Origin of the sequence: Uliginosibacterium sp. 31-16 (assembly GCF_030730865.1) — a bacterium.
Classification (GTDB): domain Bacteria; phylum Pseudomonadota; class Gammaproteobacteria; order Burkholderiales; family Rhodocyclaceae; genus Uliginosibacterium.
This window is the reverse complement of sequence record NZ_JAVALZ010000002.1, coordinates 836,184-859,377: the sequence shown is the minus strand read 5'-3', so window position 1 is coordinate 859,377 and position 23,194 is coordinate 836,184. Positions and strand designations below refer to the sequence as shown.

22 protein-coding genes are annotated in these 23,194 nt (G+C 59.6%); 10 read left to right on the top strand and 12 right to left on the bottom strand.

All coding sequences use genetic code 11. From position 1 onward, the window contains the following. The first annotated feature begins 639 nt into the window (after nucleotides 1-639). Nucleotides 640-1,659 (top strand): hypothetical protein, encoded by a 1,020-nt coding sequence (locus Q9Q94_RS11660; protein WP_305980232.1) that lies wholly within the window; start codon nucleotides 640-642, stop codon nucleotides 1,657-1,659. 484 nt (nucleotides 1,660-2,143) lie between these two features. Then, nucleotides 2,144-2,893 (top strand): transglycosylase SLT domain-containing protein, encoded by a 750-nt coding sequence (locus Q9Q94_RS11655; protein WP_305980231.1) that lies wholly within the window; start codon nucleotides 2,144-2,146, stop codon nucleotides 2,891-2,893. 78 nt (nucleotides 2,894-2,971) lie between these two features. Here Q9Q94_RS11655 and Q9Q94_RS11650 read toward each other — a convergent pair whose 3' ends face one another. Next, complete coding sequence (locus Q9Q94_RS11650; protein ID WP_305980230.1) at nucleotides 2,972-4,144, bottom strand: pyridoxal phosphate-dependent aminotransferase; 1,173 nt, start codon at nucleotides 4,142-4,144, stop codon at nucleotides 2,972-2,974. Nucleotides 4,145-4,322: 178 nt separating this feature from the next. Between Q9Q94_RS11650 and Q9Q94_RS11645 the strand changes: the two genes are divergently transcribed. Both Q9Q94_RS11645 and Q9Q94_RS11640 read left to right on the top strand, forming a co-directional pair. After that, nucleotides 4,323-6,599, top strand: coding sequence for an NADP-dependent malic enzyme (locus tag Q9Q94_RS11645; RefSeq protein WP_305980229.1), 2,277 nt, complete (start codon nucleotides 4,323-4,325; stop codon nucleotides 6,597-6,599). 404 nt (nucleotides 6,600-7,003) lie between these two features. Then, nucleotides 7,004-7,831 (top strand): serine hydrolase, encoded by an 828-nt coding sequence (locus Q9Q94_RS11640; RefSeq protein ID WP_305980228.1) that lies wholly within the window; start codon nucleotides 7,004-7,006, stop codon nucleotides 7,829-7,831. A gap of 178 nt (nucleotides 7,832-8,009) precedes the next feature. Here the strand turns inward: Q9Q94_RS11640 and Q9Q94_RS11635 are convergent, their stop codons facing one another. From Q9Q94_RS11635 to Q9Q94_RS11620, 4 genes are all read right to left on the bottom strand, one after another. Further along, on the bottom strand, nucleotides 8,010-8,600 hold the full coding sequence (locus tag Q9Q94_RS11635) for a disulfide bond formation protein B (protein ID WP_305980227.1): 591 nt from the start codon (nucleotides 8,598-8,600) through the stop codon (nucleotides 8,010-8,012). A gap of 81 nt (nucleotides 8,601-8,681) precedes the next feature. Then, nucleotides 8,682-9,893: a 4Fe-4S binding protein gene (locus Q9Q94_RS11630; RefSeq protein ID WP_305980226.1), complete on the bottom strand. Its 1,212-nt coding sequence runs from the start codon at nucleotides 9,891-9,893 to the stop codon at nucleotides 8,682-8,684. Nucleotides 9,894-9,980: 87 nt separating this feature from the next. Further along, nucleotides 9,981-10,565, bottom strand: a complete 585-nt coding sequence (locus tag Q9Q94_RS11625) for an EF-hand domain-containing protein (RefSeq protein ID WP_305980225.1) — start codon at nucleotides 10,563-10,565, stop codon at nucleotides 9,981-9,983. Nucleotides 10,566-10,677: 112 nt separating this feature from the next. Further along, the gene (locus tag Q9Q94_RS11620; RefSeq protein WP_305980224.1) at nucleotides 10,678-11,280 is read right to left on the bottom strand and encodes a TetR/AcrR family transcriptional regulator; all 603 of its coding nucleotides are present in this window, start codon (nucleotides 11,278-11,280) and stop codon (nucleotides 10,678-10,680) included. A 128-nt stretch (nucleotides 11,281-11,408) separates the two neighbouring features. Between Q9Q94_RS11620 and Q9Q94_RS11615 the strand changes: the two genes are divergently transcribed. The 4 genes from Q9Q94_RS11615 (at nucleotide 11,409) to Q9Q94_RS11600 (ending at nucleotide 14,331) form a co-directional block, all read left to right on the top strand. Next, nucleotides 11,409-12,173 carry an electron transfer flavoprotein subunit beta/FixA family protein gene (locus Q9Q94_RS11615; protein ID WP_305980223.1) on the top strand — a complete coding sequence of 255 codons (765 nt, stop codon included), beginning with the start codon at nucleotides 11,409-11,411 and terminating at the stop codon, nucleotides 12,171-12,173. Further along, nucleotides 12,170-13,108: an electron transfer flavoprotein subunit alpha/FixB family protein gene (locus Q9Q94_RS11610; RefSeq protein ID WP_305980222.1), complete on the top strand. Its 939-nt coding sequence runs from the start codon at nucleotides 12,170-12,172 to the stop codon at nucleotides 13,106-13,108. The genes Q9Q94_RS11615 and Q9Q94_RS11610 overlap by 4 nt, the downstream gene beginning before the upstream one ends. Next, the gene (locus Q9Q94_RS11605; RefSeq protein WP_305980221.1) at nucleotides 13,105-13,407 is read left to right on the top strand and encodes a hypothetical protein; all 303 of its coding nucleotides are present in this window, start codon (nucleotides 13,105-13,107) and stop codon (nucleotides 13,405-13,407) included. Before Q9Q94_RS11610 ends, Q9Q94_RS11605 begins: the two co-directional genes overlap by 4 nt. A 75-nt stretch (nucleotides 13,408-13,482) precedes the next feature. Then, on the top strand, nucleotides 13,483-14,331 hold the full coding sequence (locus tag Q9Q94_RS11600; RefSeq protein ID WP_305980220.1) for an HD-GYP domain-containing protein: 849 nt from the start codon (nucleotides 13,483-13,485) through the stop codon (nucleotides 14,329-14,331). Nucleotides 14,332-14,409: 78 nt separating this feature from the next. Here Q9Q94_RS11600 and Q9Q94_RS11595 read toward each other — a convergent pair whose 3' ends face one another. Continuing rightward, nucleotides 14,410-14,712, bottom strand: a complete 303-nt coding sequence (locus Q9Q94_RS11595) for a hypothetical protein (RefSeq protein ID WP_305980219.1) — start codon at nucleotides 14,710-14,712, stop codon at nucleotides 14,410-14,412. A 154-nt stretch (nucleotides 14,713-14,866) separates the two neighbouring features. On the opposite strand from Q9Q94_RS11595, the gene Q9Q94_RS11590 reads away from it, so the two are divergent. Then, nucleotides 14,867-15,031 carry a LiaI-LiaF-like domain-containing protein gene (locus Q9Q94_RS11590; RefSeq protein WP_305980218.1) on the top strand — a complete coding sequence of 55 codons (165 nt, stop codon included), beginning with the start codon at nucleotides 14,867-14,869 and terminating at the stop codon, nucleotides 15,029-15,031. Nucleotides 15,032-15,144: 113 nt separating this feature from the next. Here the strand turns inward: Q9Q94_RS11590 and Q9Q94_RS11585 are convergent, their stop codons facing one another. Both Q9Q94_RS11585 and Q9Q94_RS11580 read right to left on the bottom strand, forming a co-directional pair. Next, entirely contained in the window at nucleotides 15,145-16,635 is a 1,491-nt protein-coding gene (locus Q9Q94_RS11585) for an ATP-binding protein (RefSeq protein WP_305980217.1), read from the bottom strand. 4 nt (nucleotides 16,636-16,639) lie between these two features. Beyond that, entirely contained in the window at nucleotides 16,640-17,677 is a 1,038-nt protein-coding gene (locus tag Q9Q94_RS11580) for an ABC transporter substrate-binding protein (protein WP_305980216.1), read from the bottom strand. Between the two features lie 218 nt (nucleotides 17,678-17,895). Between Q9Q94_RS11580 and Q9Q94_RS11575 the strand changes: the two genes are divergently transcribed. Further along, nucleotides 17,896-18,663: a hypothetical protein gene (locus tag Q9Q94_RS11575; RefSeq protein WP_305980215.1), complete on the top strand. Its 768-nt coding sequence runs from the start codon at nucleotides 17,896-17,898 to the stop codon at nucleotides 18,661-18,663. Nucleotides 18,664-18,917: 254 nt separating this feature from the next. Here Q9Q94_RS11575 and Q9Q94_RS11570 read toward each other — a convergent pair whose 3' ends face one another. The 4 genes from Q9Q94_RS11570 to Q9Q94_RS11555 form a co-directional block, all read right to left on the bottom strand. Further along, nucleotides 18,918-19,232, bottom strand: coding sequence for a DUF5710 domain-containing protein (locus tag Q9Q94_RS11570; RefSeq protein WP_305980214.1), 315 nt, complete (start codon nucleotides 19,230-19,232; stop codon nucleotides 18,918-18,920). A gap of 128 nt (nucleotides 19,233-19,360) precedes the next feature. After that, nucleotides 19,361-22,288, bottom strand: a complete 2,928-nt coding sequence (gene gcvP / locus Q9Q94_RS11565) for an aminomethyl-transferring glycine dehydrogenase (RefSeq protein WP_305980213.1) — start codon at nucleotides 22,286-22,288, stop codon at nucleotides 19,361-19,363. 157 nt (nucleotides 22,289-22,445) lie between these two features. Then, nucleotides 22,446-22,958: a DUF3806 domain-containing protein gene (locus Q9Q94_RS11560; RefSeq protein WP_305980212.1), complete on the bottom strand. Its 513-nt coding sequence runs from the start codon at nucleotides 22,956-22,958 to the stop codon at nucleotides 22,446-22,448. Nucleotides 22,959-22,988: 30 nt separating this feature from the next. Beyond that, complete coding sequence (locus Q9Q94_RS11555) at nucleotides 22,989-23,156, bottom strand: hypothetical protein (RefSeq protein WP_305980211.1); 168 nt, start codon at nucleotides 23,154-23,156, stop codon at nucleotides 22,989-22,991. Between the last annotated feature and the right edge of the window lie 38 nt (nucleotides 23,157-23,194).

Below are 23,194 nucleotides of genomic sequence, written 5' to 3'. Positions count from 1 at the left end.
GGGAGTGTTTTCAACTAGATATAGTGTGTTTCGTCCGGAGCCCTCTGCGGGCGAAGACGATGCTTTCGCTGTTTGTGATGAAATTTCCGACAAACGTGTTTGTGCACTGTCGTGTTCTCTCTGGATCAAGCCTGGCTGTGAAGGTCTTTTATTGGCGCGGATCTCGGAGCATGTTCATTAATTTATTGCCATTGCTTTTGTCATTTTTCTGAAGAGGCAATGAAATGGACATGTAAAAAAATCTTGATTCGTTAGCTGTTTTGGATTAAACGGTAATCAGTGTCAGCGCATTCGAAAGCGAACTGAGTCCGGTGTCCAGCAAACATTTGTCCAGCGTCCCAACCTTCAGGCCTGTCGCCGCTCGGCGATTCATGCAGGGTGAAACTGTCTCTTCTTCCTGCCTGCGGTTTTCCCCGTCAAAATTTTCCTGCGATCAGGCATCGAGACCACCTCGTCGCATGATCTGTCGTCTCGATTTGCACATGTCGCCTGCACGGATGTCGACATGTTCTTTTCCTGCAATCCGAAGTTTTTCAAAACGCCGCGTTATCGCGCGGCTTTACACCATTCGACCGGCGACGGCGGACGGTGCGTGTGTGTTGTGTCCAACCTGATCGGTGCTTACAAGGAGGTGTGAAGATGGCAACTGCAAAACCCGCAGCGAAGAAGGCCGCTGCCAAACCCGCTGTAAAAAAAGTCGCTGCCAAGCCGGCTGCGAAGAAAGCTGCGCCTGCCAAGGCGGTGGCTAAGCCAGCAGTCAAAAAGGCAGCACCTAAAGCTGCAGCCAAACCTGCAGTGAAGAAAGCTGCTCCGGCCAAGGCTGCCGCCAAGCCGGTCGCCAAGAAAGCGACAGCCAAACCTGCCGTTAAGAAGGCCGCTCCCAAGGCTGCCGCCAAGCCGGTCGCCAAGAAAGCTGCAGCCAAACCTGCGGTGAAAAAGGCCGCTCCCAAGGCCGCTGCCAAGAAAGCTGTGGCCAAACCGGTCGCCAAGAAAGCTGCAGCCAAACCTGCGGTGAAGAAAGCTGCTCCCAAGGCTGTCGCCAAGAAAGCTGTGGCCAAACCGGTCGCCAAGAAAGCTGCAGCCAAACCTGCGGTGAAGAAAGCTGCCCCCAAGGCTGTCGCCAAGAAAGCTGTGGCCAAACCCGTTGCCAAGAAAGCTGCAGCCAAACCTGCGGTGAAAAAGGCCGCTCCCAAGGCTGCTGCCAAGCCGGTCGCCAAGAAAGCTGCAGCCAAACCTGCGGTGAAGAAGGCTGCTCCTAAGGCAGTGGCCAAACCGGCTGCCCAAAAAACCGCGGCCAAGCCCGCGGTAAAGAAAGCTGCCCCTAAAGCTGCGGCGAAACCTGCAGTAAAGAAGGCAGCCCCTGCCAAGGCGGCCGCCAAACCTGCAGCAAAAAAGGCTGAGGCCAAGCCTGCAGCGAAGGCCGCACCTGTGAAGGCCGCTCCCAAGAAAACCGTGGCTAAAAAAGCAGTGAAAGTAGTTGCGCCCGCCGCTGGGGCTCCGGTTGAAGCCAAACCTGCCGAAGCGGCAGAGCCTACAACGGAGCCTGAGCCTGCTCAGTCCGTGCCGAAACCTGTTCCGTCCACGTCGGCAACGCCAGGGATCAAATCCTCACTGAACCCGCGTGCGGGCTGGCCATTTCCGACCGGTTCTCGACCGTAAAGGGACTGTACTCAAACCGGGGGGCGAAAGCCCCCCGTTTTTTTTACAGACCCTCTCCAGCTGGAACCCTTGTCTGGAGGTGCTTCTGTGGCAATGCCATATGCATTGCTGCGCCCTTGCTGGGTTTGCGAGCGGATTGACAAAGGGTATTGAAATCAATACACTGCGCCCCATCTTCTTGTTCAACGAGTGATTTTGCTCATATGAATTGAGCATTTCCTGCGGTCTTTTTGACGCGCCTCGTTATGAATACATGCCCGGATAATTCAATCTAGGTGTCAGGTTTGCGCTTCGCATTACTTGGCATCGCAGCACAAGCAGCAAGCCCCACGGTTGCGGGGTGAGCAGTGCAAACGTGACGGCGCTTCCCGAACGCGAAGTGATTTCCGTCGAAAATTTCGAGCTGAGCCCGCCTTTGCGCACACCCCTTGCTGGGCTGCTGCGTATCGTAGAAGGGCGGACGTTCGTCTGAACGGAGACTTGCATGACCCCTATTCTTCGATTTTCACGCTTCACCCAGCATTTGCTGACATTCATTCTGTATTTCGCACATGGGGGTTTCGTGATGGCTGGTGTTATGGTCGTCGGTCTCGTCGGTTATCAGCTGACCCAGTTTGGGCCGGAAGGTCTCGATCCTAGAGCCATGTTCGGTTATCGAGCGACGGTGAGTGAGGCTGACGCTGCGACATCCGAATTGGTGGATGTCGTGTATGCCGAATCCACGGCAGACCAGACGGGGTTGAGCGTTGGTTTGAATCGTGTCTCGACAACCATCGCCAAGCGTTACCGTGTTTCGCCGATTGTGGTTGAGTCTTTGGTAAAAGCGGCTCAGCGTGAAGGGCAGGCCAATGGTATCGATCCGTTGCTGATTCTGGCGGTGATAACCGTGGAGTCAGGGTTCAATCCATTTTCAGAAAGTGTTCTTGGCGCGCAGGGCCTGATGCAAATCATTCCGCGCTTCCATGCGGACAAGATTGCGGCGGACAAAGGCGCTGTCGCGCTGTTTGATCCTGCCGAGAATATTCGGGTGGGAGCGATGATCCTGAAGGCGTATCAGCGCAGCACTGGCAGCGTCGAAGCCGCACTTCAGCTTTATGGCGGTGCCAGCGGAGATTCTGAGATGGCCTATTCAGCCAAGGTTCTTCAGGAACTGGACCGGCTGCGCCAGGTCGCCGGACTGGCTGTTCCTGCCCGGACGGCTGCACGCGGGAAGGCTGACGCTGGCGAGAGCTGACTTCCGCGTGCCCCGGCGTTGTTCATGGCCTTGCTCGCGCTGACGTAGGTTTTGTGATTGTGGGGGCTTTTCATGCCTTCAAATGATTGAGCGCATTCGCGAAATGGCTTCTTCGATGCGCGCGATGTCTGCGGTATACGCGACACGCAGGTAATCCTGAGCCTTGTGCGTGCCAAAATCCAGGCCTGGTGTGGTGGCGACTCCCGCTTGTTCAAGTAGCCTGTGTGCAAACTCCATGCTGCTGACGCATAGTCCTGATACGTTCGCATAAACGTAAAACGCTCCGGCAGGCTCGGCATCGATGCCCATTCCCAAGCTGCGCAGACCATCGATCAAGGCTTTGCGCCTGGCATCAAAAATCCCGCGCCTTTCTTCCAGGATGAGCAGATTTTCAGTTGAAAAAGCTGCTAGTGCGGCATGCTGTGCCGGACTTGGTGCCGAGATGAAAAGATGCTGGGCAAGCATCTCGACAGGGCGGGTATAGCCCTCTGGCACGACCAGCCAGCCGAGCCGCCAGCCTGTCATGCCGAAGTACTTCGAGAAGCTGTTAACTACAAAGACGTCGTTACGACGGCTTAATACGGTGCTGGCTTCCTGGCCGTAAACCAGGCCTTGATAGATCTCGTCGACGATCAGTGCGCCTCCATGCTTCACGGCTAGCTCTGCCAATTGCTCCAGCGCATCCGGGTCAATAAGGGTCCCGGTTGGATTGGAAGGGCTGGCCAGAAGCAAGCCGCAGGTGCGCCCAGTCCATGCCTGTTCAACTTGGGAAGTACTTGGCTGGAAATTGCTCTCGGCATTGACTGGCAGAGTCTGAACGGTTCCGTTGAAAGACTGGATGAATTGCCGGTTGCAAGGGTAGCCAGGGTCTGTCAGCAGCCATTCATCACCCGGATTGGTTAGCGCTGCAATGGCCAGCAGCAAGGCGCCTGAAGCGCCCGAGGTGATGACAATGCGCTCTGCGGGGACATGAGCACCGAAGCGCGTGGCGTAAAACCCTGATATGGCCTCGCGTAAGGCGGGCAATCCAAGGGCGGGTGTGTAGCGCACTTGCCCTGTTGCCAGGAAACGTTGGGCGGCCGCAATGACGGGGGCTGGGGTCGGGAAATCGGGTTCTCCCACCTCCATGTGGATGATGTCGCGCCCTTCTGCTTGCAGTGTGTGTGCTCGCGCAAGCAACTCCATGACGTGAAAGGGTGGAATGCTGTGCAGGCGGGATGCGAGTCGGACCGGGGGCAAGGTGGTAGTCATGATGCAGGACAGGCGAAAGGAGTTTGCCAGCATACGCCAAGTGCCCGAATGGATGCTGCCCTGCGGCAAATCCTGAGTGGCTTTGTCTCCCGACCAGCCTCTAGAATGAGGAGGCAGCATATTACAACAGCGATGTCGGCAAACTGATGCCTGCACGCATCCCCAAGAGAGGCTTCCAATGGATGAGGGAATTCGCGCCGCGGCGCTGGAATATCACGCCTTGCCGCGCCCTGGCAAAATCGCTGTGGTGCCGACCAAAGCGCTGACCAATCAGCGCGACCTGTCTTTGGCTTACTCGCCCGGAGTTGCGGCCGCGTGTGACGCGATTGTGGCGGACCCCTCCACGGCCAGTTTGTATACCTCGCGTGCCAATCTCATTGGTGTGGTTACCAATGGTACGGCGGTACTCGGTCTTGGGGCCATTGGCCCGCTGGCGGCCAAGCCTGTAATGGAGGGCAAGGGGGTTTTGTTCAAGAAATTCGCCGGGATTGATGTCTTCGATATCGAAATCAGTGAGCGCGACCCGGACAAGCTGGTCGATATCATTGCTTCGCTGGAGCCAACCTTTGGCGGCATCAATCTGGAAGACATCAAAGCGCCAGAGTGTTTCTATATTGAGCGCAAGCTGCGCGAGCGCATGAAAATCCCTGTTTTTCATGACGATCAGCACGGTACGGCGATTGTGGTCGGGGCTGCGGTCCTCAATGGACTGCATTTACTGGGCAAGCCACTGGACCAGATCAAGCTGGTGACGTCCGGGGCGGGGGCTGCTGCGCTGGCCTGTCTGGATCTGCTGGTGATGCTCGGGATTCCGGTAAAAAACATCTGGGTAACCGATATCAAGGGCGTTGTGTACGAAGGCCGGCTTGAGGAAATGGATCCGCTCAAGGCGTTGTATGCGAAACAGACGGAGGCGCGGACCCTGCTGGAGGTTATTGAAGGCGCAGATGTATTTCTTGGGCTGTCGGCTGCGGGAGTCCTGAAGCCGGAAATGGTGGCAAAAATGGCACCGAATCCCATGATTCTGGCGCTGGCTAACCCTGTGCCTGAGATCATGCCGGATGAAGTGAAGGCTGTACGACCGGATGCAATCATTGCTACAGGCCGATCCGATCACCCGAATCAGGTGAATAACGTGCTGTGCTTTCCCTTCATTTTCCGTGGCGCGCTGGATGTTGGAGCCACGACGATCAGTGACGAGATGCAATTGGCTGCGGTGCGCGCTATTGCAGATCTGGCGCGTGCCGAGCAATCCGATGTTGTCGCGGCGGCCTATGGTGAGCAAGTTGCCAGTTTTGGGCGTGAATACATCATTCCCCGACCGTTTGATCCGCGTCTGATCGTGCGGATAGCGCCTGCCGTAGCGCGAGCGGCCATGGATTCAGGAGTGGCCACGCGGCCGATCGAGGATTGGGATGCGTACAGCCAGCAACTGAACAATTTCCTGTGGCATTCCGGGCTGCTCATGAAGCCGGTGTTTTCTGCCGCTAAACGGGACCCGCGACGCATCATTTTTGCGGAAGGTGAATCCGAACGGGTGCTGCGTGCGGTGCAGACCGTGGTGGACGAAGGGATTGCACAGCCTGTTCTGATTGGTCGCCCGGATGTTATCAGCATGTATGTGGAACGCTTTGGCCTGCGAATCCGGCCTGGTGTGGATTTTGAACTGGTCAATCAGGATTCGGATCCGCGTTACCGGGAACTGTGGTCTCACTACCACGAGCTTATGGAGCGGAGTGGCGTCTCGATTGAAGATGCCCGGCGCGAGGTGCGCCGGCGCTCTACCCTGATCGGGGCCTTGATGCTCAAGTTTGGCTGGGCTGATGGCATGATTTGCGGCACCTACGGATTGCATGGTCAGCATCTGCGCTTTATCGAGAGCGTGTTGGGGCGGCGTGCAGGGGTGGACAATTTTTATGCGATGAATCTGCTCGCCTTGCCTGGACGTACGATTGCGCTGTGCGATACCTATGTCAATTACAACCCGACGGCAGAGCAGGTATTTGAAATGACCTGTCTGGCCGCAGAAGAGCTGCAGCGATTCGGAATCGCCCCGCGTGTAGCATTGCTGTCGCATTCAAGTTTCGGCACCGATGACACCCCGACCGCGCGCAAGATGCGTGAGGCACTGGCTTTGTTGCACGCGCGCAGGCCGGATATTGCCGCCGAAGGCGAAATGCACGGAGACGCTGCACTGGATGCGATGGTGCGCCAGCAGATATTTCCGAACGCACGCATGCGTGAGGATGCCAATCTGCTCATATTCCCCACGCTGGACGCCGCCAATATTGCCTTCAATCTGATCAAGACTGCATCGGGTGACGGCATGACGGTGGGGCCCATCCTGCTCGGCGCAGCTCGGCCGGTACATATCCTTACGCCGACAGCGACGGTGCGGCGTATCGTCAACATGACGGCCCTGACGGTTGTCGATGCGGGGCAGGCCGAGCGCTAGAGGCTCTCAGTACGGATTAACCCGGTAGCAGTACAATTTCGGCCCGGATACGGGCCGAAAGTACGTATACTCGTCTGGATGTTGATGTGCGCAGTTCTGTTGCTGAGAAAGTACTTCAATAAATCCACGTATCTATTTAATTTTCAAGAATCATTGCTACAATCTGTACTGATTTTGTAGTTTGCAGAGGCTGATATCCAATGCGTTTCGGACGATGTATTGCGGGTTTTCTGAGTGTGGCTTTGCTCCTGTCGCTCCCGCTTCAGGCTGTGGCGGCGGGCAAATCCGGGAAGCCCGGCAAGAAACCTGCGGCCAGCCGTTCTGTCGCAGTCAAGGCGGTATCAGCCAAACCAAAGGCAACCAAGGCCCCTGCTAAAGCTGCCAGCAAGAAAAAAGCAGCGCCGGTGAAAGAGGCTGACTTCGATAGCCTGGGGAATCCGCTGATCAGGTCTTCCGCGTTTTACGTGCAGGACGTAAACACCGGTGAAGTCCTGCTGGAAAAAAATTCCAGTGCAGCCTTGCCGATCGCCTCAATTACCAAACTGATGACTTCCATGGTGGTACTGGATGCGCACCAGAATCTTGGTGAGGTGCTGGAAATCACCGAGGACGATGTCGACAGGATCAAGGGAACCAGTTCGCACCTCACGGTGGGGACCCGCCTGACGCGTGAAGAGCTGATGCATCTGGCCCTGATGGCGTCGGAAAACCGTGCCGCCTCAGCGCTGGCGCGCAATTACCCGGGCGGAATGCCTGCGTTTCTGGAGGCAATGAATGTCAAGACCCGTTTGCTCGGCCTTGGTGAAACCCGCTTCTATGACGGGACGGGGCTGACCAAGACCAATGTGTCGTCTGCCCGCGATCTGGCCAGCATGGTGGCTAATGCCTCGCGCTATCCACTGATCAGGGAGTTTTCCACCTCGACCGGCTATACCGCGACTCTGGCCAATGGCCGTACCCACGCCTTTCACAATACCAATGCACTGGTGAAGAGCCCGGACTGGCAGATTGATGTTCAGAAAACCGGGTATATCAGCGAGTCTGGCAAGTGTCTGGTGATGCAGGCCTGGATGGGTAACAAACCTCTGGCAATCGTTTTGCTGGATTCCTGGGGGCGTTATACCCGTCTTGGTGATGCCAATCGTATTCGCAAGTGGCTGGAGGCTTCGCTGGCCCGCCAGCAACTGGCACTGAATCGCAATACGAACTCTGCGACGGATCACGCAAACTGAGCTGATTGTCGCGATTCAGCGTTTGACTGGATCAAACCCCTGAAGGTTGCTGACTCGCAGGCGAGGTCTGATGCTTGGGACGTGGCTAGACCAGAGTCCTCTCAACTTCAAGATACCGGGCTGTGAGCTTGGCGTGTTGCAGAACGCGCCATGTGGGGGCAAACGGCGGCGGGGCCGCTTAGCTGAAGCGGCGTCTTTCCGGGGTGCGACGGAAGAGCTGCCACAAACAAACCAGAACAATCAGGCTGAAGTTGATCAAAGCCCATTCAGCAATGGTCAGGCCAAAGAGTGTCCACACGTCCTTGACGCAATCTCCCGTGCCTCTGAACAGCATGGGCAAGGCGTCCGCCAGAGGAAAGTTTCCGATCATGTATTGCAGATCAGGGCCGCACACCGTTGTTGTCGGCGGATTGTGCTGCAACCAGACCTGACGCGCGGACACACTGCCCCCCGCGATGGCTGCAGCCATGGTCAGGAAGGCGTAGAGCCGACGCATTACTCCTTGCGAGTTATGCAGGCCGGCCAGCAGGGCGATCAGACCGCAGGCCACGAAACCGTAGCGTTGCAGGATGCATAAGGGGCAGGGTTCGATACCCTTGAGATGCTGCAGGATCAGGCCGAAACCGATCAGGCTGGCGCAGTAAGCAAAGATCACGAAAAAAACGAGACGCAGCGGGTATTTCGAATACATGGCGGGCGACTTGGTAAAGGCATGCAGCCGGTGCTCTGGCGGAGGCTGGATTCTAGCCCGGTTTGCGCTTTGGGGCATGTTCCCCGGTGTGTGATCTGCGACAAAAGAAGACAGGCGTGAAGGGATTCACGCCTGTCGTGAGCTCTCGTTGAGTGCGGATCACTTCCCCTTGTTCTGCAGGCGGACAACCGCGTCGCGTACTTTCTGTGTATCAAATTCGCTTTCGCTGAGTCCGAGCAGCTTGCCGATCTCCTTGCACTTCGAGGTCGCGGGAACCTTTTGTTCCGAAATTCCGAGCTCCCGGTAGAGTTTGTCGAGTTCAAACCCGTAGCTCTTGCTGACGTCTTCCAGCGTCATGTAACCGCGGATGGCCTGTGCATCAAGCTGGCCGGCACTGGTGACGGCCGCCACGATTGACGCCGGCTGGGTGCGCCAGTAGCCGGTCAGCTGTGCGCTGCCGATCATGCCGATGAAAATTGCCAGCCCGGCCCACCCGACCATCGCCGGACGAATCTGACGTCCGGCGATAGCCGGCAGCAGAAAAGTCCTGCCTTCGTCGGCCGTACCTTTCTTGCCGGTCGGACATGTGGTGGTGCAGGTCAGGCAGCCGATGCATTCGGCGGAGCGTACAGCGTGCATGGCCATGATCGGGATATTGACCGGGCAGGTTTTCTCGCACTTGTTGCAGACCAGGCAGCCTTCACCATTGCGCTTGATGCTGAACAGTCCCAGTTTTGCCGTGAGGCCGAGAAAGGCGCCCAACGGACACAGGTATTTGCAGAACACGCGGTCAATGAACAGGCCGATTATCAGCGAGCCAAGCAGGATGCTGACGCCTGCGGAAAACTCGGCCCACACTTCGCTCCAGCCAGCAAAGCCATGTGCATAGGCGGCCCACGGATCATAAGGACGGATGATCAGGGTGCCTGTCTTCCAGGTGAACACCAGCGCCCAGACCAGCACCACGTACTTGAGCCAGCGCAGCGGGGAGTCGATGCGGGCTGGCAGCGTGATCCGGACTTTGCGGAACAGTTTTTGTCCCAGTTTGCGCGCCAGCTCCTGCAGTGTGCCGAGCGGGCAGATCCAGCCGCAGAAGTAACGGCCAAGCGTGAGTGCGAGCACGATGGTGCCAGCCAGCAGCACGAAGTCCGAGGTGTTCAGGCGCTGGATGAACTCACCGCTGCTTACGAATTTGAACAGTGCTTCCAAGCCGCCAAAGGGGCATAGTGCATCAACCGGGGCCGAGCCATCCGGTCCGCCGCCGAGGACTTGATGACGCCAGGCGGCAAAGGTGGCGAAAGCCAGAAACGCGAGTTGCACGACGAGTCTTGCCGGCTGAACCCATGGGCTGTGCTGATGATTTTTTTTCATGTCTCAACTCCCCGAAAAATGTGGATCGGTCCCTGCTGGAGTTGGAGGCGAGACTGCCCGTTCTGGCGGGCAGTCCTCCTTGAAGGATCAGCGCTTCTGCGCCGGGCAGGCGGCGCGTTCTTCGGCCGAGAGCTTGCCATCCTTGTTGGTGTCGAGTGCATCAAAGCGGCTCAGCGCGTTCGGACGGCCGATTTTCTCGGCTTCGGCGCGGGTGACGAAACCATCCTTGTCTGCGTCCCCCGTGACGCACAGACCACCTTGTCCGCGCATTCCGGTACGTTGCATGCCTGAAGAGCGGCCTCCCATGCGGGTTCCCGGGCCCATGCCTTGCCGAGGCGCGCTGGATGCGGCTTGCGGCCCGGCGCCTTGTGAGCGTCCCATGCCACGGGCGTTGCCACGCATGCTCTGGAATTCATCGGCCGTGAGCTTGCCGTCCTGATTGGTGTCGATGGCCGCAAAGCGCGTGCTCATGCGCGGCATGCCCTTTTCGGCTTCTTCTTTCGAGAGGATGCCGTCCTTGTTCGTATCCGCAGCGTGGAAACGTTCCAGCGCACGGCCTTGCGGCTGGCTGGCGGTAGCGCCTGGCACGGCTTGAGCAATGGCGGTCGCTGTAGTCAGGGTGGCGAGGCTGAGACCGGCGATTGTCAGCAGGGTCTTGAGATTGGCTTTCATGATGCACTCCTTGGTGTTTGTTGCAGGTTGAACTTCGGTACCTGCATCCTAGGTGTGGCATGACGGGAAGGTGTTTCTCCCCTGAAAGCGTGTGTAAGCGGATGTAAGTGGATTACTCCGGCCGGCGTGCTATCAGATCGGCAATAGCCGAATGGCTCTGGGCGATATCGTGTGAAATGCTGTCTTCAAACATCATCATCGACAGGCCGAATACATGCGTGAACATCAGCAGGGCCCGGGTGTGGGCTTCCTCCGCCGGATAGCCGGCGAGGCTGAACAGGCGCATCGCATTCTGCAGCCGGGCCTGATCAACGGTCTCCACGGCAGCGGCCACGAAGCTGTCGCGGCGGGCCCAATCGCGCAGAGCGAGTTCGGTGCGCATGCGTTGCTGATTGGGGGTGGTAGCGTACTGGTCAAGAATGCGCCGGATCTGGGCTGTGGCTTCGGCGGCGGGGATGGCTACCTGCAGTTCGACTTCCTGCACCCGGGCGTCGCGCCAGGCCGTTACTACCGAATTGAGAAGTGCCTGCCTATCCTTGAAATGCCAGTAGAAACTGCCTTTGGTCACGCTCAGTTTGCGCGCCAGCACCTCTACGCGCAGGCCGTCCACGCCGTCTTCAGCCAGAACGCGTGTGGCGAAATCTATCCAGGCCGTGCGATCCAGCGCGAGGCGGCCAGTGGCATTTTTCGGGGATTGGGCGGAAGGCGTGTTCATGTGTGCAAACCGGAAAAGCAGACAGGATTTGCCTGCATTATCCGGTTTCGGTGCAATCAGGCAAATCGGCGGGTTTGGCGCAGGGCTTGCAATGGCATACTTCAACGCTTGTGCAGGAGGATGAAAGCGTGAAAATTCTGGTTCCGGTCAAACGCGTGGTGGACTACCAGCTGCGCGTGCGGATACGTGAGGATGGCCGCGGCGTGGATGCTGATGGCCTGAAAATGTCGATGAACCCGTTCGATGAAATTGCGCTCGAGGAGGCCATTCGCCTGCGCGAGGCCGGTATTGCCAGGGAGCTGGTGGCGGTGTCCTGTGGTCTGGGAGCCTGTCAGGAAACCCTGCGTACGGCTCTGGCAATGGGAGCGGACCGAGCCGTGCTGATTGAAACGGATGTGCAACTGCAGCCGCTGGGTGTGGCCAAGCTGCTCAAGTGGCTGGCTTTGCGCGAGGCGCCGCAACTGGTGCTCATGGGCAAGCAGGCCATTGATGATGATGCCTGTCAGACCGCGCAGATGCTTGCTGCCATGCTTGGCTGGCCGCAGGCCACGTTCGCGTCCAAGCTGTTGATGGGAGCGGAAACGGCGACGGTGACGCGCGAGATTGATGGCGGACTGGAAACGCTGGAGCTGAGCCTGCCTGCCGTGATCAGCACTGATTTGCGGTTGAACGAGCCACGTTATGCCAGCTTGCCGAATGTGATGAAGGCCCGCCGGGCGGTGATCGAGGTGTTGCCCGCGGAAGAATTGGGGGTGGATCTGACGTCGCGTCTGAGCATCTTGCAGGTGGCGGCTCCGGCGCCACGTGCCGCAGGGCAGCGGGTGAGTTCGGTTGAGGCATTGGCGCAGTGTGTGCGGACGAAGCTGGCCGAAGCTCCAGGAGGTGCGACATGAAAGTGCTGGTAATTGCCGAACATGACAATACACACCTCAAGGCACAGACCCTGCCTGTGCTGACTGCCGCACTGCGCCTGACGTCTCGGGCCGATGTGCTGGTGATCGGCCATCGCTGCGAAGCCGTCGCCGAAGCGGCGGCAGGCCTGGATGGCGTGGCGCGTGTGCGCAAGGTTGATGCCCAGCATTACGAGCACTTTCTGGCGGAAAACCTGGCCATGGTGGTGGCACAGATGGCGGCGGCCTATACCCACGTATTCCTGCCGGCGAGTGCCTTCGGCAAGAATCTCGGCCCGCGCGTGGCGGCCATGCTCGACGTGGCACAGATCTCTGAAATCATTGACATCGTGGATGCCGAAACCTTCGTGCGTCCGACCTATGCCGGCAATGTGCTGGAAACCGTACGCAGCAGTGATCCGCTGAAACTTGTCACCGTGCGTCCGGCCGCATTCGCGCCGGTGGCCAAGGCGACTGGCATGGCGCCGATCGAGGATGCGCCGGCCGGGCCGGACATGGGGGTGAGTCGCTGGGTCGGCAATGACCTGCCGCAGAACGCGCGCCCCGAGCTGGCTACTGCGCGTGTGGTGGTGGCTGGTGGCCGGGGGCTGGGCAGTCATGACGCCTATCATCGTCTGCTGGAGCCGTTGGCCGATTGTCTGGGCGCCGCGCTGGGCGCCACACGTGCGGCGGTGGACGCCAACTACATCCCGAACGACTATCAGGTAGGCCAGACCGGCAAGGCGGTGGCCCCCGACGTTTACATCGCAGTTGGCATCTCCGGCGCGATCCAGCATGTGGCCGGCATGCGGGACGCAAAGCTGATCGTGGCGATCAACAAGGACCCGGACGCGCCGATTTTCAAGGTGGCCGATGTGGGGCTGGTGGGGGATCTGCATGAAATCCTGCCGCAGCTGACGGATGCCCTGCGCCGATGAGCGTGTTCGGATTCCGTGTCGCGGATGAGAGCCTGCACGTATTTGCCAGCCCGGCAGCGGTTTTTCAATCGTGCTCCGGCGCTGCCCTGTCGGCGCAGGACTGGCTGTTCTTCGCCGTCGATGGCAGCCCCTTGCGCCTTGAGCAAGGACTGGATGGCCGGCCCTATCTGCGTCCCTGGGCGTCCTGCTCTTCATGCAGTCTGCCGCAGATGCTGCCCTACGTGCGGGCGCTGCATGACCCGAGCGGGGCGGAAAGCCTTGCAGCTCTTTGCCAGCGCTTCGGCGCAGAGCTTGCTTGATACCATGCATCAATTCTTCATTTCTCAGATCAGCCGTGCAGGTATGATCAGAACGCAAATATTCGGGAGCCTATGATGCGTGCGCAGATGGAGCAGGAACTGATCGGGTTGTTCACGATGGCGGCAATGATCGAGGCACGGGACCCGTTCACCGTCGGGCATGCCTGGCGCGTATCGCGTTACAGCCGCCTGATCGCCGAGAACAGCGTGCAGAGCGAGGCGGTGATTGCGCAGGTGTCGATCGCCGGCTTCCTGCATGATCTGGGCAAGATCGGCATCTCGGATGCCGTACTGACCCGGCCCGAGCGCCTGATCGAATCCGAGTATGAAATCGTCAAGGAACATGCGGCGGTTGGCGCACGCCTGCTGGCCGGGCATCCGTTGGCAGACATGCTGGCCGGGGTGATCCGTCATCACCATGAGCATTTCGATGGTTCGGGCTATCCGGACGGCCTGGCTGGTCTGGACATTCCGCTGGCCGCGCGCATCGTTTCGGTGTGCGACGCCTTTGACGCGATGACCAGTGCCCGCCCATGGCGCCGTGCCATGCCGCTGGAAAAGGCGCTGGAAATCATCGAGGCCGGCTACGGACAGCAGTTCGATCAGGACTTCGCCGAACGTCTGGTGCGGTTGGCGCGTTCCGGTTCCCTGAGCCACATCCTCGGGCATTCCGATCTGGGGGTGCCGGTGCAGGAGTGTCCGGGCTGCGGCCCCTGTGTCACGGTGTTTCGCACTCATGTACAGGGTGACAAGGTGTACTGCCGCTCGTGCGCCAATGAATTCATGGTGGAACGTCAGGCTGGCGCATTGCGCATCGTTGCGACCGGCTCGAAAGGGCGGCCATCTGTGGCGGTGCCCGAGCCGGATGCCGAACTCATCTCGCGCCTGATCCTTGATGCACTGGGTCATTTGCCCGCTGCTTGAAACCACACGAAAAAATGCTTCCCCTGCGTGAGCGGGGGAAGCAAATCTGACGTGAGGAGACAGCAGTAAAACGGGAATTCAGGAGCGGGCGCCGAAGCGGTAACGCTCCGTTTGGGTGCCGGATTCAACCGTCTGTGCGCTTTTCTGGGTCACAAACGCTTGCGGATTTTCGATGTTGCCGGATTTGATCCAGCCCAGACGGTTGCGGATATCCAGCGAGTTGCTGACGAGATCAAGATCTTCGCAATCCTCCGCCACATCGAGCACCTGGCAGGCATAGACCGGATCGGAGAAGAAGCGTTGGGTGTTCAGCACGACTCCTTTTTCCTGGCGCAGGCGGATCTTGATGCGGGCGATGAGCTGCAGAACAACGGCGTCCATGGGGAACCCTCGTGAATGGTGACAAGGCTGTTTAGCAAGCCTTGTGCCCAGCCGCCTTCACGAGGGCATTACGTTTCAAGGAGCGGGCAGAACTTGTTCGCTGAGTCGGTGGCTGGCACAGTACAGCCCTTCAATTTTGTACAGAGGAACCGGAATGTCGCGCGTCGGATCAATCGTGTTGTTGCTGGTGGGGGTGGCTTTTTTGCTCAACAACCTGGGTGTGGTGCGCTTCAGCCAGATCGGCGGTCTGGTGCATACTTGGTGGCCGCTGATCCTGATTCTGGTGGGGATTCTCGGTCTGGTGGGCAAGCGCAAATAGATCAGGCTGAAGAGCCGCATCTGGCGGGCTTCTTCGGCATGCCATGCTGAAGGGGCTTGCTGGTTCTTTCTGAGCGGGCAGGGTGGGTGGAGAAGCCCGCCAGATGCGGTTCTTCAGGCGGCTTCTGTCGCGGGACTGTTCTGCTCGACAGGGCGTAGGCGCGCGGTGAACCAGAAAGTGGCGCCGTGCTGCAGCGAGCTGTCCACGCCGACTTCGCCGCCCATGGCTTCGGCCAGCTGCTTGACGATGGACAGGCCCAGGCCCGTGCCGCTGCGGCGCTGGGCATCGGCACTGGCTACCTGCACGAAGGGTTCAAACAGCAGCGAGAGCTTGGCCGGGTCAATGCCGATACCGGTATCGGTGACCGAGAAGGTGATGTGCTGGTGGGCCGGCATCACATCCAGATGCACGCTGCCCTGTTCGGTAAATTTGATCGCGTTGCTGATCAGGTTGGTCAGCATCTGCATCAGCCGCGGACCGTCACCGATCAGGCGTTCCGGAATCTCCTCGGCGACCTGCCAGGTCAGGGACAGCTTCTTGCTGTGGGCAAAGTCTTCCTGCAAGGTGATGATGTCTTCAACCAGCTGGCGCAGATCGAATTCGGCGTTGAGCAGATCCAGCTTGCCGGATTCGATCTTGGCGAAGGCCAGGATGTCATTGATGATACCCAGCAGCCACTGTCCGGCCTTGTGCACGTTGAGCGAGTAGCGTTGCTGCTTCTCCGTCAGCGACGTGCCGCGCAGCAACTCGTTCATGGAAAGGATGGCGTGCATGGGCGTGCGCAGGTCGTGGCTCATCGCCGCGAGGAAGTCCGACTTCATGCGGTTGGCTTTGTCTGACGTGTCGCGTGCTTCGATCAGCTCGCGCTCGCGCTCTTCCATTTTGCCCAGCAACTGATTGAAACCGTCGACCAGCAGACCGATTTCGTCATCCTGCTGAGGCGGGACGCGTACTGAATAATCGCCGGGGTGATCCCTGACATGGGTGACCGTGCGTACCAGGGCGGAAATCGGTTTGATGACCTGATGGCGCAGGAAGGCAAACAGCACCAGCAAGCCCAGGGCGCCGACGCAGGCGCCCACTCCGCCACCCAGCAGCAGCATGTGCACCACGGCGTCATCAACCAGGCTGCGCGGGAAGGCCACGATCACGCTGGCCACCCGGCTGCTGCTGGCATTCAGAACAGGTTCCAGCACCACATATTCGCCGTCGATGGGGCGGGCCGGTGCAGTCTCGCCTTGCTGCATGGCTTTCATCAGGATCGGCGACTCAAGCTTGTGCCCGGCGTGCTGAGGGCGGCTGTCGAAGAGGATCGTGCCATCCGTCCTGACCACCTGGGTGTAGCTCATGCCGGGGTAGCTGCGCACGGACTCCGAGCACTGTTCGTCGAAGCCGACAATATCCTCGATCGCGATACCCAGATTGGTGATGCGTTCGAGCTGAACCGTCAGGCCGCGTGCCACGGCGCTGGAGCGTGACTGCAGGGTATTGACCTGTTGCGAAACGAAAAACAGGGTGGCTGCCAACGCAATCATGCCAGTGGTGACGACAATCACCACGGCGGCACTGAAAATGATCTTGCTGCGCAGCCCCGACTTCAGCATTGCGTTATTTGTTCCACTCGTAGGTCGTCACGATCTGGGCCGACAGCAACTGGGTTGAGCGCGGGGTGATGCCCAGCAGCCTGGCGCGCTCCAGATTGATGACCGGCACTCCCTTGGTCGTGGCGACGATGGGCAGGGTGGCCGGTTTCTGATGCCTGACCAGAATTGCCCGCGCCAGTTTGCCTGCGCCAAGACCCTGTTCGAAGGCTGATACGGTAACACCAGTCAGCGTGCCATGCAGCATCCGGTCATCCCAGAACGACATGTCCGGCACCTTGCTGTTCTCGGTCAGCCAGCGCTGCAGCTGCGGATAGGGGACATCAGCCCCTTTGGCGTCCTTGAAATTGAAGTTGCCAAGAATGAGGTAGGCATCTGCCTTGTTCGGGTTTTCCAGCGCCAGACGCTGGAAGTCGGCATAAGCCAGGGGCTGATCCACGCCGACCAGTTCAAAGTCCGGCCGGTCGCGCACGATGCTGCGAATCCGCCCGATCACCTGCGGCCAGTAGGCGGCATTGTCCGAGAAAACCTGGATGCGCTTCACGCCAGGCTTGAGTGCCTGCATCAGGTGGATGGTTTCGAGGATGTGTTCGCGCTCAAGTACCCCGGTGATGTTCGATGCACCCTGGATGCCGAGCTCTTCTGCCGTGCGGTTGACGCCGCTGAACACAAAGGGAATCGGGCTGTTCACATAGTGTTTCGTCACCAGCGAGATCGCATCATCGTCCGAGGTGTAGACCAGATCCGGCTTCCAGTCCGCGATCAGCTGGCGTGCCTTGCGGGCATTGCGCTCCTGTTCTTCCTTCGAACTCTGGCGCTTGGTGTCGAGCTGGAAAACCTGATAATCCGCCTTCACATCCGTCCCCAGCCCCGCCTTGAAACCGTCGAACTGACCGTCCGTCCAGCGATAGGGGGAGTTGAAACTCATGATGTGCAGGATGCGCAGGGGCCGATTTGCTCCGCGGTTCTCCTGTGCGCTGGCAGGCATCGCAAGCGTCAGCAGGTTGAACAGCAGACCCAGCAGTAGTGCGGCACGAATGATCACGTCAAAGCTCCGTAGAGATGCAGGCCGGTTTGGCAGAGCGATGATAAATACGCGAAACCGCAGGCATTGGGAACCGGCCTGAAGTCCATTGACAGCCGTGTTTGATGCAGATCGTTTTTTGCGGGCGCCGGGTTTTCGCAGCAAGACCGTAAAGGGATGCCTGCCTGGCGCTGGAATGCGGCAAAATGGCGGCCTTCAGATTTTTGCCGGGATTCTCCATGGCTGCCGATACGACCCAACAAACCCTGCCCGCCGACCCGATGGCCGATCTTGCCCCGCGCGATGTGCAGTTGCAGGCCGCACGCCTTGTACATGAGGCTTTTGCCGCAGCACTGCGCCTGAGCGCCGATGGCGAGGGCAAGCAACTCGAAGATGCGCTGGCACGTCTGGCCAGCCACCTGCGCGAATGGTCGCGGATGGCCACGACCGAAGCGGCTCACCTGCGCATGGCCTTGCTGCTGTCCGGGCTGGACCAGTGGGGGCTGGCCTACAGCAAGGCCTTTGGCGCGGCCACGCTGGCCGGCTTGTCGGCGATTCTGGCAGACCTGCGCGACAGCATGGACCTAGCCGAAGAAGGCGCTTGCCAGCATTTTCTCGACGCACTGCATGCGGATGAAACGGCCGCGCTGGAATTCAAGATCGCCTTCCGTCGCGAGCTGCACCTTTCGCTGTGGCACACCATGATTGCAGCCGAAAACCGCGAGCAGGCCGAAGTGCTGCTCAAACTTCTCGGCGGCATGCTGCTGGCGCTGAATCGTGCCATGCCCAATCTGGGCTGGCGCCTTGTGGCCGACGCCTCGGCCTCGATCCAGATCCGCTGCCTGCAGCATGGTCTGGCCGCCAGCGGGCTGGAACAGGAAATGACCGAAAACCTGTTTGCCGGACTGCAGGCCGAGCTGCCTGAGGCCGAGCGCGAGCTGGTCAATCAGCTCGCTGCTGAAGCCGTCAGCGCCTGGCAGGAAGCGCGTCGCTCGACGCAGCACTGAACACAGGCCTGCCTGCGAAGCCGCCTGTGACGGGCGTCTTCGGGCGGGCTGTTCTTATACCCCTGCCTGGAAAGGCTCTTCAGCATGCCTTGCTGCAGAGCAAGGCTGCATGCGGCTTTGCGAGCAGATCGAAACGCTGTTTCGTAACTTTGCGCCGTGACTCAGTTTTGTAACTCGGCTTTGTGACTCAGCTTTGTGACTCAGTTTCGTGAACTCCCCGGCCCGATTACGCATTGATCGTCGTCCGCGCCAGATCAGCGTGAAAAGGCCGTGGCGCGACAGGTGTCACACACCTCCCAAGGCAGGCAATCGCACACGCGCGGCAGCTCCCGGTACTGGCTGCCGATAATCAGCACACCTTCGCTGGATGCGGGTTTTGCCGCCGGACGGGCTGCCGTGGCGCCGGAAGAGGGCGCGGCCGCGTCGCGCAGCGTCGGGCTCCACTTCGCGAAGGGCGCCATGTCTGCCTTGTCGACCACGTACCACAGCTTGTTCGCCGCATCCCAGCGCGCCCCCAGCTTCTTCGCTGCATCCTTCTCGGCGAACGGAACCTTCAGGTCGAATCTCATGGTGTGACAGGGATAAATGGGGAGGCGGGATGATACGGGACGCCGGGTGGATTCACTACGAATTTGCGCCGCCCAAGGAAATGGCCACGCATTGCGTGGCCATTTTCAAATCAGCACCAGAGCCTCGACTAGCCCTCGTAGTCAGCCATCGGCACACAAGCGCAGAACAGGTTGCGGTCGCCGTACACATCGTCGATACGGTTCACGCTGGGCCAGAACTTGTTCTCGCGCACCCAAGGCAGCGGGAAGACGGCTTCGTCGCGGCTGTAGGGGCGCGTCCAGTCATTGCTGATCACGTCGGTCTGCGTGTGCGGCGCGTTTTTCAACGGGTTGTTGTCGGCCGGCAGCGCACCGGTTTCGATGCGGCGGATTTCCTCGCGGATCGCTACCATCGCGGCGATGAAGCGGTCCAGCTCGGCCTTGGATTCCGACTCGGTTGGCTCCACCATGATCGTGCCGGTCACCGGGAAGCTCATGGTCGGTGCGTGGAAGCCGTAGTCCATCAGGCGCTTGGCGATGTCGACCTCGGTGATGCCGGTCGCCGCCTTGATCGGGCGGATATCCAGAATGCACTCGTGGGCCACCCGGCCGTGCGTGCCGGTGTACAGCACCGGGTAGTGGGCGTCCAGCGCGCGGGCCACGTAGTTGGCATTCAGGATGGCGATCTCGGTGGCACGCTTGAGGCCCGTGCCGCCCATCATGCGAATGTACATCCAGCTGATGGGCAGAATGGAAGCAGACCCGAAAGGCGCTGCGGAGACTGCGCCTTGCCCGGAATGCGCGCGGCCTTCCTTGCCTGTCGCAGAAACAACGTGGTCGGCCATGAAGGGCGCCAGGTGCGCGGCCAGACCGATCGGGCCCATGCCGGGGCCGCCGCCGCCGTGTGGGATACAGAAGGTCTTGTGCAGGTTCATGTGGCTCACGTCCGCACCAATCGTGGCGGGCGAGGTGAGGCCGACCTGAGCGTTCAGATTGGCACCATCCATGTATACCTGAGCACCGGCTGCATGCACCAGTGCACAGATTTCCTTGATGGCTTCCTCGAATACGCCGTGGGTGGAGGGGTAGGTGATCATCAGCGCAGCCAGACGATCCTTGTGCTGCTCGATCCTGGTTTTGAGGTCAGCGACTTCGACGTTGCCGCTGTCATCACAGGCCACGACCACCACTTCCAGCCCGCACATCTGCGCGGTGGCCGGGTTGGTGCCGTGGGCGGATTTGGGGATCAGGCAGATGTTGCGGTGTGCTTCGCCACGTGCGGCGTGGTAACGGCGGATTGCCACCAGCCCGGCGTATTCGCCTTGCGCGCCGGAGTTGGGCTGCATGCAGATGGCCGGGAAGCCGGTCACCGCGCGCAGATAGTCGGCCAGACCTTCGATCATTTCGAGGTAGCCCGTCACCTGCTCGCGCGGGGCGAAGGGGTGAATGCGGCCGAACTCGGGCCAGGTCACCGGAATCATTTCGCTGGTGGCGTTGAGCTTCATGGTGCAGGAACCGAGGCTGATCATCGAGTGATCAAGCGCCAGATCCTTGTTCTGCAGCTTCTTCAGATAGCGCAGCATCTCGTGCTCGGTGTGATGCGTGTTAAACACCGGGTGGCTGAGGATGGCGCTGCTGCGCACGAGGCTGGTGGGGATGCTGATTGGCAGGGTGGCGTCCAGCGTGTCGATGTCGTGCGCAGCGAAGGGCTTGGCCAGCTCGCACACATTCGCCAGCTTGCCGGCTTCGGCAAACACGTTGAGCAGCGCCAGTACGTCTTCGCGCGTTGTCGTCTCGTCAAAGCTCAGGCCCAGCACCGAGGGGGAAACCTGGCGCAGGTTGTAGCCCGCGGCCAGGGCCGCTTGCAGGATGCTGGCGGTCTGCGTGCCGGTGGCGACATCCAGCGAATCGAAGAAGGATTTGGTGACCAGCTTGAAGCCGGTGCGGGTAATGCCCGCGGCCAGGATCGCGGCCAGGCGGTTGATGCGTCCGGCGATGGTCTTCAGACCCACCGGGCCGTGATACACGGCGTACATGCCGGCCATGTTGGCGAGCAGGACCTGCGAGGTGCAGATGTTGGAATTGGCCTTCTCGCGGCGGATGTGCTGTTCGCGGGTCTGCAGGGCCATGCGCAGCGCGGTCTTGCCGGCGACATCCTTCGATACGCCGATGATCCGTCCCGCCATGCTGCGGGCATTCGACTCGTGAGTGGCAAAGAAGGCGGCGTGCGGGCCGCCGAAGCCCATCGGCACGCCGAAGCGCTGGCCCGAGCCGAAGGCGATGTCCGCGCCCATCTCGCCCGGGCTTTTGAGCAGCACCAGGGCCATCAGGTCGGTGGCCATGGCCACGGCGGCGCCACGCGCCTTGGCGGCGGCGATCAGCGCGCTGTAGTCGGCGATCTCGCCAGTCACGTTCGGGTATTGCAGCAGCACGCCGAAGGCATCCTGATCCGCCGCCTGGGCGGCCGGCGCAATCAGCAGCTCAAAGCCGAAGTATTCGGCGCGAGTCTTCACCACGTCGATGCTCTGCGGGAAACAGGCGGCGTCGACGAAGAACACATTGGATTTGGATTTCGACATGCGTCGCGCCATGGTCATGGCTTCGGCGGCGGCGGTGGCTTCGTCCAGCAGCGAGGCGTTGGCCAGTTCCATGCCGGTCAGGTCGCAAACCATCTGCTGCCAGTTCAGCAGCGCTTCCAGACGGCCCTGGGCAATCTCCGCCTGGTAAGGCGTGTAGGCCGTGTACCAGCCCGGATTCTCCAGCACATTGCGCAGGATGACGGCGGGGGTGAGCGTGTCGTAGTAACCCATGCCGATCAGCGAACGCACGATATGGTTCTTGCTTGCAATCTCTTTCAGCGCGGCCAGGGCCTCGTGTTCCGGTGTCGGCGCGGCGATCGGCAGTGGCTGCGCCAGACGGATTGTCGCGGGCACGGTCTGGCCGATCAGACCATCGACGCTGGGGGCACCGATGGCGGCCAGCATGGCGGCGATTTCGACTTCATTCGAGCCGATGTGGCGCTCGATGAAGGTGTCGCGGGCTTCGAGCTGGGTGAGAGATTGGGGCTGTTGGGGCATGGTTTTCTCTGTGGTGCGTTTGGGTTTGTAGGGCGTCAATCGCCCGAAGGGCATTGCGCCGGATTGGAGTGATTACATGCGGCGCAATGCGCTTCGCTTCGATTGCGCCCTACGTTTTGGCCATGATGCCAAGGAGCTGAAGTCGTTGAGGACGTGGCTATTTCACACCTTGTTTTTTCAAGCTTTCAATTTGGTCGGTTATTCCATTGAATAAAGCAAAAACATCAACAGATTCTCCGCGCGATACTCGTTTAAGAATCATGCTTGCGGGGAAAATAATGATTGAGGTTTTCGGTATTCTGAGTGCTAAGTCTCGGCCTTTCGCGTCTTCGACGACGATCCATTCCATGTGCAGTTTTTGGGCAAAAGCGTCGCCTAGGATCACTCCCATGCATTCAAATGCATGAGTTTGATCGGGCTTGAATACCTTCTGATCGAGTAACGCTCTAAGCAGACCTAGCTTCCCCGCTGCGGTTTTATAGTTTTCTTTTGAGCGGTCGTCTCCGAGGTATTTCTCTAAAGTTTGGCGTTGCTGCGCGAGAAATGTTTTATCGGTAGAGTTAAGAGCAGATATTTTTTGGTCGGTGGCGGACATGGAGGGTAACGCGACGAAGAAAAGTAGGGGAAGTAGTACGCAGCGAATAAGCATGACAAAGACGTCTTTCTTCATGGATTTTTAACGACCTCTCGAAAATGCGTTCTACGGATTCCGCCTGAATCGCAGTACCACAAACCCCAGCCACACTCCGATCAGCAAGGCCGTAAGCCACTTGCCGCGCGTCAGCACGAGCATGGCAAGACACATGCTCGTGGCGACGATGGCGTATTTCAGCAGTTCGTTGATCGGATCGCGGTCAGGTTTGGGCATGGGGTTTTGCCGTCATTCCGGCGAAGGCCGGAATCCAG

Bases quoted from the DNA above. Each gene is read 5' to 3' on its own strand.
- Q9Q94_RS11610 (WP_305980222.1), top strand. From the start codon at position 12,170: ATGAAAGTGCTGGTAATTGCCGAACATGACAATACACACCTCAAGGCA.
- Q9Q94_RS11625 (WP_305980225.1), bottom strand. From the start codon at position 10,565: ATGAAAGCCAATCTCAAGACCCTGCTGACAATCGCCGGTCTCAGCCTC.
- Q9Q94_RS11600 (WP_305980220.1), top strand. From the start codon at position 13,483: ATGCGTGCGCAGATGGAGCAGGAACTGATCGGGTTGTTCACGATGGCG.
- Q9Q94_RS11570 (WP_305980214.1), bottom strand. From the start codon at position 19,232: ATGAGATTCGACCTGAAGGTTCCGTTCGCCGAGAAGGATGCAGCGAAG.
- Q9Q94_RS11560 (WP_305980212.1), bottom strand. From the start codon at position 22,958: ATGAAGAAAGACGTCTTTGTCATGCTTATTCGCTGCGTACTACTTCCC.
- Q9Q94_RS11575 (WP_305980215.1), top strand. From the start codon at position 17,896: ATGGCTGCCGATACGACCCAACAAACCCTGCCCGCCGACCCGATGGCC.
- Q9Q94_RS11660 (WP_305980232.1), top strand. From the start codon at position 640: ATGGCAACTGCAAAACCCGCAGCGAAGAAGGCCGCTGCCAAACCCGCT.
- gcvP (WP_305980213.1), bottom strand. From the start codon at position 22,288: ATGCCCCAACAGCCCCAATCTCTCACCCAGCTCGAAGCCCGCGACACC.
- Q9Q94_RS11650 (WP_305980230.1), bottom strand. From the start codon at position 4,144: ATGACTACCACCTTGCCCCCGGTCCGACTCGCATCCCGCCTGCACAGC.
- Q9Q94_RS11645 (WP_305980229.1), top strand. From the start codon at position 4,323: ATGGATGAGGGAATTCGCGCCGCGGCGCTGGAATATCACGCCTTGCCG.
- Q9Q94_RS11595 (WP_305980219.1), bottom strand. From the start codon at position 14,712: ATGGACGCCGTTGTTCTGCAGCTCATCGCCCGCATCAAGATCCGCCTG.
- Q9Q94_RS11605 (WP_305980221.1), top strand. From the start codon at position 13,105: ATGAGCGTGTTCGGATTCCGTGTCGCGGATGAGAGCCTGCACGTATTT.
- Q9Q94_RS11635 (WP_305980227.1), bottom strand. From the start codon at position 8,600: ATGCCCCAAAGCGCAAACCGGGCTAGAATCCAGCCTCCGCCAGAGCAC.
- Q9Q94_RS11620 (WP_305980224.1), bottom strand. From the start codon at position 11,280: ATGAACACGCCTTCCGCCCAATCCCCGAAAAATGCCACTGGCCGCCTC.
- Q9Q94_RS11655 (WP_305980231.1), top strand. From the start codon at position 2,144: ATGACCCCTATTCTTCGATTTTCACGCTTCACCCAGCATTTGCTGACA.
- Q9Q94_RS11585 (WP_305980217.1), bottom strand. From the start codon at position 16,635: ATGCTGAAGTCGGGGCTGCGCAGCAAGATCATTTTCAGTGCCGCCGTG.
- Q9Q94_RS11630 (WP_305980226.1), bottom strand. From the start codon at position 9,893: ATGAAAAAAAATCATCAGCACAGCCCATGGGTTCAGCCGGCAAGACTC.
- Q9Q94_RS11555 (WP_305980211.1), bottom strand. From the start codon at position 23,156: ATGCCCAAACCTGACCGCGATCCGATCAACGAACTGCTGAAATACGCC.
- Q9Q94_RS11590 (WP_305980218.1), top strand. From the start codon at position 14,867: ATGTCGCGCGTCGGATCAATCGTGTTGTTGCTGGTGGGGGTGGCTTTT.